This window comes from Demequina sp. (genome assembly GCF_016278775.1).
GTDB lineage: Bacteria > Actinomycetota > Actinomycetes > Actinomycetales > Demequinaceae > Demequina.
On sequence record NZ_JADQBF010000031.1, the window covers coordinates 1 to 10460 of the forward strand.

Genomic DNA, 10460 nt, shown 5'->3' on the forward strand with positions numbered 1-10460 from the left:
AACCGGGCCGCGTGAGGGGCTTGGAAAGGCAATCTGTGGCCAACAACGACGTAGGGGCGATCCCGCCTGAATACGGCGCCAGCGACATCACCGTTCTCGAAGGACTCGAGGCTGTTCGCAAGCGCCCCGGCATGTACATCGGCTCCACGGGGGAGCGCGGTCTGCACCACCTGGTGTACGAGGTGGTCGACAACTCGGTAGACGAGGCGCTCGGGGGACACTGTGACACCATCGTCGTCACGTTGCTAGAAGACGGCGGCGTGCGCACCACCGACAACGGTCGCGGCATCCCGGTGGACATGCACCCGGTCGAGGGAAGGCCGACGCTCGAGGTCGTCATGACGATCCTGCACGCCGGCGGCAAGTTTGGCGGCAGCGGCTACGCCGTGTCAGGTGGCCTGCACGGCGTCGGCATCTCCGTGGTCAACGCCTTGTCGCGCAAGGTGGAAACAGAGGTGAGCCGTCAGGGTCACGTGTGGCGCCAAACCTTCGCCGACGGAGGCAAGCCGCAAGGCCCGATCGTTCAGGGCGAGGCGACAACTCAGACGGGAACCACCCAGACGTTCTGGCCGGATCCCGACATCTTCGAGACCACCGACTTCGACTTCGAGACCTTGCGCGCACGGTTCCAGCAGATGGCCTTCCTGAACAAGGGTCTGAGCATCACGCTCACCGACGAGCGTCCCGAGCACATCACGGGCGAGGACGACGAGGTCGCCGCGACCTCTCGCAGCGTCACCTACAAGTACGACGGCGGTCTCGTCGACTACGTCAGGCACCTCAACGCCGCCAAGAAGGCAGAGCTGGTGCACCCAGAGGTCATCAGCATCGAGACGGAGGACGTGGAGAACAAGATCTCCGTCGAGTTGGCGCTGCAGTGGACAAACGCCTACTCGGAGTCGGTCTTCACGTACGCCAACACCATCGCCACCACGGAGGGCGGGGCGCACGAGGAGGGCTTCCGTGCCGCGATGACCTCTCTGGTCAACCGCTACGCGCGCGACAAGGGCATCCTCAAGGACAAGGACGAGAACCTCACGGGCGACGACGTTCGCGAGGGCCTCACCGCGGTCGTGTCGGTGAAACTTGGTGAGCCGCAGTTCGAGGGCCAGACCAAGACCAAGTTGGGCAACACGATCGCCAAGACGTTTGTGCAGAAGGCCGTCAACGAGCGCCTCACCGACTGGTTCGACTCCCACCCCAACGAGGGCAGGGACGTGATCCGTAAGGCAATTCAGGCATCGCAAGCGCGCATGGCCGCGCGCAAGGCCCGCGAGGCGACGCGCCGCAAGGGGCTGCTCGAGTCGGGTGGCATGCCCGGCAAGCTGTCAGACTGCCAGAGCCGCAACCCCGACGAGTGCGAGATCTTCATCGTCGAGGGAGACTCCGCAGGCGGGTCAGCCAAGCAAGGCCGGGAGCCGTACAACCAGGCGATCATGCCGATCCGTGGAAAGATCCTCAACGTCGAGCGAGTGCGCCTGGACAGGGCGCTCGCCAACCTGGAGGTCCAGGGACTCATCACGGCGTTCGGCGCCGGCATGGGCGAAGACTTCAACATCGACAAGGCGCGCTATCACAAGATCGTGCTGATGGCCGATGCCGACGTAGACGGCCAGCACATTCGCACCTTGCTGCTCACGCTGCTGTTCCGGTACATGCGGCCGCTGATCGACGCTGGCTACGTCTACTTGGCGCAGCCGCCGCTGTTCAAGATCAAGTGGTCCAACTCGCCGCACGAGTACGTGTACACCGACAAGGAACGCGACGTGCTGTTGGCCGAGGGACTCAAGGCAGGCAAGAAGATTCCCAAAGAGAACGGCATCCAGCGATACAAGGGTCTGGGAGAGATGGACCACGAGGAGTTGCGCGTCACCACCATGGACCCGACCAGCCGGACCCTCCTCAAGGTGTCGATGGACGACGCCGCGATGGCCGACGAGGTGTTCTCCGTCCTGATGGGCGAAGACGTCGAGTCCCGCCGCAACTTCATTCAGCGCAATGCGAAGGATGTGCGTTTCCTTGACATCTGAAAGCCCAGAGCTCATCAACCACGGCCGCATCGAGGCCGTGGACCTCAACACCGAGATGCAGCGGTCCTACATGGACTACGCCATGTCGGTCATCGTCGGCCGCGCACTTCCCGATGTGCGCGACGGTCTGAAGCCCGTCCACCGCCGCGTCCTGTACGCGATGTTCGATGGCGGCTATCGTCCCGACCGCGCGTTCTCGAAGTGCAGCCGCGTCGTCGGCGACGTCATGGGCAAGTATCACCCGCACGGCGACTCGGCGATCTACGACACCATGGTGCGCCTCGTGCAGCCGTGGTCGCTGCGCTACCCGCTGATCCAGGGCCAAGGAAACTTCGGTTCGCCAGGAAACGATGGCGCCGCCGCCTCGCGATACACCGAGTGCAAGATGGCGCCGCTGGCCATGGAGATGGTCCGCGACATCGACAAGGACACCGTCGACTACGAGGACAACTACGACGGCCGCGAGCAAGAGCCCATCATCCTGCCCGCCCGCTTCCCCAACCTGTTGGTCAACGGCAGCGCCGGCATCGCGGTCGGCATGGCCACCAACATCCCGCCACACAACCTGCGCGAGGTCGCCGCTGGGGTGCAGTGGCACCTCGACAACCCTGAGGCAACTCGCGAGGAGCTGCTGGACGCGCTCATCGAGCGCATCCCCGGGCCAGACTTCCCCACCGGCGCCACCATCCTTGGCCGCCGCGGCATCGAGGAGGCGTACCGCACCGGTCGTGGCTCCATCACGATGCGCGCCGTGGTCAACATCGAGGAAGTCCAGGGCCGCATGTGCCTGGTCATCACCGAACTGCCGTACCAGGTCAACCCCGACAACCTCGCCATCAAGATTGCGGACCTGGTGAAGGACGGCAAAGTTGCCGGCATCGCGGACATTCGCGACCAGTCCTCCGGCCGCACCGGCCAGCGCCTCGAGATCGTGCTCAAGCGTGATGCCGTAGCCAAGGTGGTGCTCAACAACCTCTACAAGCACACGCAGCTTCAAGACACCTTCGGCTGCAACATGCTCGCGATCGTCGACGGCGTGCCCCGCACCCTGCCGCTCGACGGCTTTGTGCGCCACTGGGTGACGCACCAGGTAGAGGTCATCCAGCGTCGTACGGCCTTCCGCTTGAGAGAGGCCGAGCGCGAGGCCCACATCCTGCAGGGCTACCTCAAGGCGCTCGACGCTCTCGACGAGGTCATTGCGCTGATCCGCCGCTCTCCCGATGTGGACACGGCACGCACAGGGCTCATGGAGTTGCTTGATGTGGACGAGGTCCAGGCGACCGCGATCCTCAACCTGCAACTGCGTCGTCTGGCTGCCCTTGAGCGTCAGAAGATCACCGACGACTACAACGCGCTCATGGCCGAGATCACCGACTTGCAGGGAATTCTGGCCTCCGAGTCGCGTCAGCGCACCATCATCTCCGACGAGCTGGCCGAGATTGTGCGCAAGTACGGCGATGCCCGCCGCACCGAGATCTCCCTGTTCGACGGCGAGGTGTCGATGGAGGACCTCATTGCCGAGGAGGAGGTGGTGGTCACCATCACTCGCGGCGGTTACGCCAAGCGCACACGCTCAGACCAGTACCGCGCCCAGCGTCGTGGCGGCAAGGGCGTGCGTGGAGCGACCCTGCGCGCAGACGACCTTGTGGACCACTTCTTTGTGACAACCACCCACCACTGGTTGCTGTTCTTCACCAACCTGGGCAGGGTCTACCGCGCCAAGGCGTATGAGTTGCCGGAAGGCGGCCGCGACTCGAAGGGCCAGCACGTCGCCAACATGCTGGCGTTCCAGCCGGGCGAAGAAATCGCCCAGGTCATGGGCCTGCGCACGTACGAGGACAAGCCGTACCTGGTGCTCGCCACCAAGCGCGGCCTGGTCAAGAAGACGGACCTGACCGCGTATGACTCGAACCGCACCGGCGGCCTCATCGCGATCAACTTGCGCGACGTCGAGGGCGACGACGGTCAGATGCGTCCGGACGAACTGGTCGCCGCGCGACTGGTCGCGCCGGATGACAAGCTCATGCTCGTGAGCCGCAAGGGACTGTCGCTGACGTTCGAGGCGACCGACGAGGCGCTGCGCCCCATGGGCCGTGCAACGTCTGGAGTCAAGGGTATGAAGTTCCGCGACGAGGACGAACTGCTGTCGCTCGACGTGGTCACCGAGGGCGCATTCTCCTTTGTGGTCACCGAGGGCGGCTACGCGAAGCGCACCTCCGTTGACGAGTACCGCGTACAGGGCCGGGGAGGCCTCGGCATCAAGGTGGCCAAGCTCCAAGAGGAGCGCGGTGACCTGGTGGGCGCGCTACTGGTCGAGGAGCACGACGAGGTCTTGGTGATCATGAGCGGCGGCAAGGTGGTGCGTTCCCTGGTGAACGAGGTTCCCGCGAAGGGCCGCGACACCATGGGCGTCATCTTCGCCAAGCCAGCCAAGGGCGACCGCATCATCGGCGTGGCGCGCAACGTGGAACGCCACCTCGACGTGGAAGAGGGCGTAGACCCCGATGCCGACGCTGGGGCAGAGGAGAACTAGCCCCAGGCTTCGCATGGCTTGATCCGTACCGGCCCCCCGGGACGCATTCTTTTGACTGAATCAAAAGAAGGGCCTACCGTGGACGCATGCGCACCCACGCCGTCGTCGAGGCAACACAGGTCGACGCGGCCTCGTTGTTGAGGGGCGCGGGTCTGCGCGTGACCAAGCCACGCACCGCGGTGATCGTGGCCCTCGCGGCCACTCCGCACGCGTCGGCCGATGACGTCTTCCAGGCCATCGCCATCGCACTTCCTGGGACCTCGCGGCAAGCGGTGTACAACGTGCTTGGCGACTTGGCGGACAACGGACTCGCCCAGCGCATCGAACCGGCGGGATCCCCCGCCCGCTACGAATTGCGCGTGGGCGACAACCATCACCACATCGTCTGCACGTCATGCGGTGCGGTCGCGGACGTCGACTGCGCCGTGGGCCACGCCCCGTGCCTGACCCCCCATCACACCGCAGGCTTCGTCATCGACGAGGCCGAGGTGACCTATTGGGGAACGTGTGCCGACTGCCAACAGCTCGCACGGGTTCCCGACTCCTCGTCCCACGCTTCGGCCATCCAAGGAGAGACACCATGACTGACAAGTTCACCACCACCGACTCTGGCGCCCCCGTCGCGTCCGACGCCCACTCGCTGACCGTCGGCGCCGATGGCCCCACCGTGCTCCACGACCACTATTTGGTGGAGAAGCTCGCGCAGTTCAACCGCGAGAAGGTGCCAGAGCGCATCGTCCACGCGAAGGGCGGCGGCGCATTCGGCACGTTCACCACCACCGAAGACGTGAGCGCGTACACGCGGGCCGCGCTGTTCCAGCCGGGCGTCCAGACCGAGATGCTTGCGCGCTTTTCCACCGTCGCGGGCGAGGCCGGTTCGCCGGACACGTGGCGTGACCCGCGCGGCTTTGCGCTCAAGTTCTACACGTCGGAGGGCAACTACGACCTGGTGGGCAATAACACGCCCATCTTCTTCATCCGCGACGGCATCAAGTTCCCAGACTTCATCCACTCCCAGAAGCGCCTGCCCGGCAGCCACCTGCGCGACAACGACATGCAGTGGGACTTCTGGACGCTGTCGCCCGAGTCGGCACACCAGGTCACCTACCTGATGGGAGACCGCGGCATTCCCAAGAGCTGGCGCCACATGAACGGCTACGGATCGCACACCTACCAGTGGATCAATGCCGAGGGCGAGCGGTTCTGGGTGAAGTACCACTTCATTTCCAACCAGGGCGTGGAGGGCATGGACGGCGACACCGCCAACGAGATGGCAGGCAACGACGCCGACGTTCACATCCGCGATCTGCATGAGGCCATTGACCGCGGCGACGCCCCATCGTGGACGCTGTACATCCAGGTGATGCCATACGCCGACGCGGCGACCTACCGCTTCAACCCGTTCGACGTCACCAAGATCTGGTCGCAGGCGGACTACCCGCGCATCAAGGTGGGCACCATGGAGCTCAATCGCAATCCTGGCAACTACTTTGCCGAGATCGAACAGGCCACGTTTGCGCCGTCGAACTTTGTGCCCGGCATCGATGCGAGCCCTGACAAGATGCTGATGGCGCGCATCTTCAGCTACGCGGACGCGCACCGCTACCGCGTGGGCACCAACCACGCCCAGCTTCCCGTCAACGCCCCGCACTCGCAGGTGCACAGCTACTCCAAGGACGGCACCATGCGGTCCGCCTATCGCGACGCCTCTGAGCCGGTCTACGCGCCGAACTCGGTGGGCGGTCCTGCGGCCGACCCCGCGCGTGCCAACACGGGTGCCGGATGGGAATCCGACGGGGAGATGTCGCGGGTTGCCGCGACGCTCCATGCGGAGGACGACGACTTCGGCCAGGCGGGCACGCTGTACCGCGACGTGATGGACGACGCCGCGAAGGAGCGTCTGGTGGGCAACATCGCTGGCCACGTCTCTCAAGTGACGCACGCCGATCTGCTCGAGCGGGTGTACGAGTACTGGACGAATGTGGATGCGGACTTGGGCGCTCGCGTGCGAGCCGCGGTCGAGTCCATGAAGGACCAGGCGACCGTCTAGCACGGCGGCGGGAGTGACGGAGCCCCGCGACCCCCACCGTCGCGGGGCTCCGTTCCCCCGGATGGCGGCCCGTCCCCTGGGGCCGCTCAGAGTTAGATGAAGAGTGTGGTTCCTGACTCCTCTGCCTCGCCAAGGAACGTCGCCACACCGGCCAACTCGACGCCGTCGAGCAGGTCGGACTGAGCAATTCCCAGCAGGTCCATCGTCATGGTGCAGCCGAGCAACCGTGCGCCGCCTTCCTGCGCCCCTGCAATGAGTTCCGGCAGCGTCTGCACGTCGTGACGCTTCATCACCTGTTTGATCATCGCCGTGCCCATGCCGGCCATGTGCATCTGCGACAGGGTCAGCTTGGTGGCCCCGCGCGGCATCATGGCGCCGAACATCTTGTCCATCATCTTCTTCTGCCGCCGGGGCGGGTCAGACTTGCGTAGCCCGTTGAGCCCCCAGAATGTGAAGAACATCGACACCTCTTGGCCCATGGCCACGGCGCCATTGGCCATGATGAAGGCGGCGATCTGCTTGTCGAGTTCGCCGGAGAACACCACCATCGACAACTTGTCGCCTCGCGGCTTGCCGCCACCCATCGACATCGGGTACACGCCGCCCTTGCGGAACGTGGCCACGAAGCCGGGGCCCTTGGGCTCCATCTCGACCAATGCGTGGCCGTTCTTCGACGCCCACGCGGGGGCGTCCAGCGCAAAGCCGGGGTCGGACACTGTCACGCGGATTTCGTCGCCCACGCTGGCGGCCTTCATGGCGCCCGCGAGACGCATGATGGGGCCGGGGCAGGCGAGGCCCGTGCAGTCGAGGTCGGTCAGGTGGCCGGTGGCCGCCGCCACGGCGGAGGCGACGGACACGGTCTCCGCGTAGTTTTCCATCGGAGGCTGCGCCTCATAGCCCTCCTTGTCGGTGTCGTGCACGTGCTTGAAGGTGGTCGTCCCTCCCGAGAGTGTCGAGACATCGGTGAAGCCGTTTTGCACCAAGATCCGATGCGCCAGGTAGGAGCGGAAGCCCACCGCGCAGTACAGGCGCACGGGGATGGAGCGGTCCCAGTCCCTGATGGCCTCCCGGAACGTGCCGAGCGGCACGCACTCGGCACCGGGCAGGTGCCAGATGTCGAACTCCTCCGTGGTGCGCACGTCCACGAGCCGGGCGCCTGCGACGGCGGCGGGGAAGTCTCGCGAGTACCAGAGGGTGAAGTCGCCGCGCAGCACGTTCGACGCGACAAACCCCGCCATGTTGATGGGGTCCTTGGCCGCGCCAAACGGCGGTGCATACGCGAGCTCCTGCTCCTCGAGGTCGTACACGGTGAGGCCCGCGCGAATGGCCATGGCGAACAGGTCCAGCCGTTTGTCTACCCCATCGAAGCCGCACACCTGAGCGCCAAGCACCCTGCCGTCGTCCGGGGAGAACAACACCTTGATGTGCATCATCGCGGTGCCGGGGTAGTAGCCAGCGTGCCCGCTGGGGTGCACGTGAACCACCTTGTAGTCCATGCCGGCGGCATCGAGTTGGCGCGCGGTGGCGCCCGTGCCCCCGGCAACCATGTCGAACACCTTGACGATGCTGGTGCCCTGAGTGGACTTGTACTCGGTGGTGCGTCCACAGATGTTCTCTGCGGCCACGCGGGCCTCGCGATTGGCGGGGCTGGCAAGCGGGGCCAGGAAGGTGCCGGGCAGCACCGGGTGGGGAGTCTCGACGGCGTCGCCAGCGGCGTAGATGTCGGGATCGGACGTGCACATGTGTGTGTCAACCTTGATGCCGCCGCGCTCGCCCAGCTCGAGGCCCGCATCCTCAGCGAGCCCCACGGACGGGCGCACGCCTGCGGCCAGAATGACCAGGTCGGCGGGCACGTTGATACCGGAGTTGAGTTCGACCGTGACGCGCTCGGCGCCGTCGGAGTCTGACAGCGGTTGGAAGGCCGCCGCGGCCGTGGACAGGTGCAACGTGATGCCGCGAGCCGTCAGGTGGTGCTCCACAGGGGCGGCGATCTCATAGTCGACAGGCGGCAGGATCTGGTCGGACAGTTCCACCACATCCACCTTGACTCCACGGTGGTGAAGGTTCTCCGCCATCTCCAGGCCGATGTACCCGGCACCCACCACTACGGCACGGACGACGCCGCGCTTGCCGTCCTTCTGCGCGTGCACGGCGGCGTCGAGACGGGCCTTGATCTTGTCCATGTCGCCGATGCGTCGCAGCACCGCCACGGCGGGGTGGTCGATCCCAGGCAGCGGCGGGCGCACGGCCTCCGCGCCCATGCACAGCGCCAACTTGTCGTACGACTCCGTGTACTCGTGATCGTTGTCCACTTCGCGGACGGTGACGGTCTTGGCCTTGCGATCGATCGACACCACCTCGGTGGCGATGCGCACATCGAGATGCAGGGACTCGCGCAGGCTTTCAGGAGTCTGGAGCATGAGGCGGTTGCGATCGGTGATGACCTCGCCCACGTGATACGGCAGGCCGCAGTTGGCGAAGGAGACGTGGTGGCCCCGCTCGAACACGATGATCTGAGCAGACTCGTCGAGCCTCCTGGCGCGCGCTGCGACCGAAGCGCCTGCAGCCACACCTCCGACGACTACGAGCTTCATGACAATGCCTCCAGGGGTATGGTTTCCCCTTCACAGTAAGGACCGCAACCGCGTCGCGTACGGGACGTTCGTCGCGTCCTGGGACCCTCTCCCCACGGCGGATGCCTCTGCAAGACCGGGACCTGCCGTGTTCACTGGGAGCGCAGAAGGGCCCAGGCGCGTTGGCTAGGCGTGACCGGGAGCCATTGCTCAGTTACTCTTGGTCAGACGTGGGCCCGCAGGGCCAGGAGGAGATGGCATGAACGCGGATGACCGCAACCCGAACGACGGCAGCCAGGCTTCGAGGCCGCCCGCCTCGGCGCAAGAGCCTGTTCGCCGCGCTGGCGTGATGCCCGCCAGCGGTTCCGTTCCGCAGCGCACCGCCTTCCGGCCCATTACCGGCACTCACCAGACCGGCCAACAGACGGGTCAACAGCCCGCTGGCACTCGCCCGGCCGGGCAGGCGCCCACCTCGCAACACGCGACCGCCGCACCCGCTCGTCCGGCGTCGTACGCGCCCCCAGGTACCACCGCTCCATCGGCGCCTGCAGCGCCGCGCCCGGACACCGCAGGGCCGCGCCCGGACACCGCAACGCCACCGCGCACCACCCAGACGCCTCAGACCGGCGCGCCCAAGGCGACCGAGCCGGAGGGCCAGGGTGCCGTCGGCGCCGCTCAAGACAAGTTGAAGTCGGCCTCTGCTGGCCTCGGTCGCTTCGCCAGGGCTGCCAAAGACAAGGTTGCCACGGACGACGATGCCAAGTCGGGTCCCGTCGCTCAAGGCGGCCCCCGCAAGGTGCGCGTGCTGTTGTCGCGCGTCGACCCGTGGTCCGCTCTCAAGATTGGCTTCCTGCTGTCGATCGCCGCGGGAATCATGCTGGTGGTCGCCATCCACGTGTTGTGGACCGCACTCAACTCGATGGGCACGTTCGACCTCATCCAGGAGTGGGTGCTCAAGCTCTTCACCCAGGGCCAAGAAGTCAACATTCTGCAGTTCGTCGCGTACCAAAAGGTGATGTCTGCGACCCTGCTCGTTGCCGTCACCAACGTCGTGTTGATCTCGGGGTTGTCCGTGATCGCGGCATTCCTGTACAACATGGTGTCGCGCATGGTCGGCGGCGTGTACCTCACGCTTACCGACGACTAGACCCCAGCCCCGCGGTCGTCCATGCGTTTTGATCCGCGACCGCGCGTGGGGTATCTTTGTTCGTCGCGGCCTCGGCCGTTTCGGGCCCATAGCTCAGGCGGTTAGAGCGCTTCGCTGATAACGAAGA

Annotated in this window: 6 protein-coding genes; 5 read left to right on the forward strand and 1 reads right to left on the reverse strand. The window is 65.7% G+C overall.

The window, feature by feature from the left end:
- Nucleotides 1–35: 35 nt before the first annotated feature.
- From gyrB to QZZ33_RS05030, 4 genes are all read left to right on the forward strand, one after another.
- The gene (gene gyrB, locus QZZ33_RS05015; protein ID WP_291378635.1) at nucleotides 36–2030 is read left to right on the forward strand and encodes a DNA topoisomerase (ATP-hydrolyzing) subunit B; all 1995 of its coding nucleotides are present in this window, start codon (nucleotides 36–38) and stop codon (nucleotides 2028–2030) included.
- Nucleotides 2008–4563 (forward strand): DNA gyrase subunit A, encoded by a 2556-nt coding sequence (gene gyrA / locus QZZ33_RS05020; RefSeq protein ID WP_291378627.1) that lies wholly within the window; start codon nucleotides 2008–2010, stop codon nucleotides 4561–4563. The genes gyrB and gyrA overlap by 23 nt, the downstream gene beginning before the upstream one ends.
- Nucleotides 4564–4649: 86 nt before the next feature.
- Complete coding sequence (locus QZZ33_RS05025) at nucleotides 4650–5147, forward strand: Fur family transcriptional regulator (protein WP_291378628.1); 498 nt, start codon at nucleotides 4650–4652, stop codon at nucleotides 5145–5147.
- The gene (locus QZZ33_RS05030; RefSeq protein ID WP_291378630.1) at nucleotides 5144–6613 is read left to right on the forward strand and encodes a catalase; all 1470 of its coding nucleotides are present in this window, start codon (nucleotides 5144–5146) and stop codon (nucleotides 6611–6613) included. The genes QZZ33_RS05025 and QZZ33_RS05030 overlap by 4 nt, the downstream gene beginning before the upstream one ends.
- A 92-nt stretch (nucleotides 6614–6705) precedes the next feature.
- Here the strand turns inward: QZZ33_RS05030 and QZZ33_RS05035 are convergent, their stop codons facing one another.
- On the reverse strand, nucleotides 6706–9207 hold the full coding sequence (locus QZZ33_RS05035) for an FAD-dependent oxidoreductase (protein WP_291378632.1): 2502 nt from the start codon (nucleotides 9205–9207) through the stop codon (nucleotides 6706–6708).
- 238 nt (nucleotides 9208–9445) lie between these two features.
- Between QZZ33_RS05035 and QZZ33_RS05040 the strand changes: the two genes are divergently transcribed.
- On the forward strand, nucleotides 9446–10333 hold the full coding sequence (locus tag QZZ33_RS05040; RefSeq protein ID WP_291378633.1) for a DUF3566 domain-containing protein: 888 nt from the start codon (nucleotides 9446–9448) through the stop codon (nucleotides 10331–10333).
- Nucleotides 10334–10460: the final 127 nt, after the last annotated feature.

What these genes read in the sequence shown, in the direction of transcription:
- gyrA (WP_291378627.1), top strand. Translation starts at nt 2,008, where the DNA reads ATGTGCGTTTCCTTGACATCTGAAAGCCCAGAGCTCATCAACCACGGC.
- QZZ33_RS05035 (WP_291378632.1), bottom strand. Translation starts at nt 9,207, where the DNA reads ATGAAGCTCGTAGTCGTCGGAGGTGTGGCTGCAGGCGCTTCGGTCGCA.
- QZZ33_RS05025 (WP_291378628.1), top strand. Translation starts at nt 4,650, where the DNA reads ATGCGCACCCACGCCGTCGTCGAGGCAACACAGGTCGACGCGGCCTCG.
- QZZ33_RS05040 (WP_291378633.1), top strand. Translation starts at nt 9,446, where the DNA reads ATGAACGCGGATGACCGCAACCCGAACGACGGCAGCCAGGCTTCGAGG.
- QZZ33_RS05030 (WP_291378630.1), top strand. Translation starts at nt 5,144, where the DNA reads ATGACTGACAAGTTCACCACCACCGACTCTGGCGCCCCCGTCGCGTCC.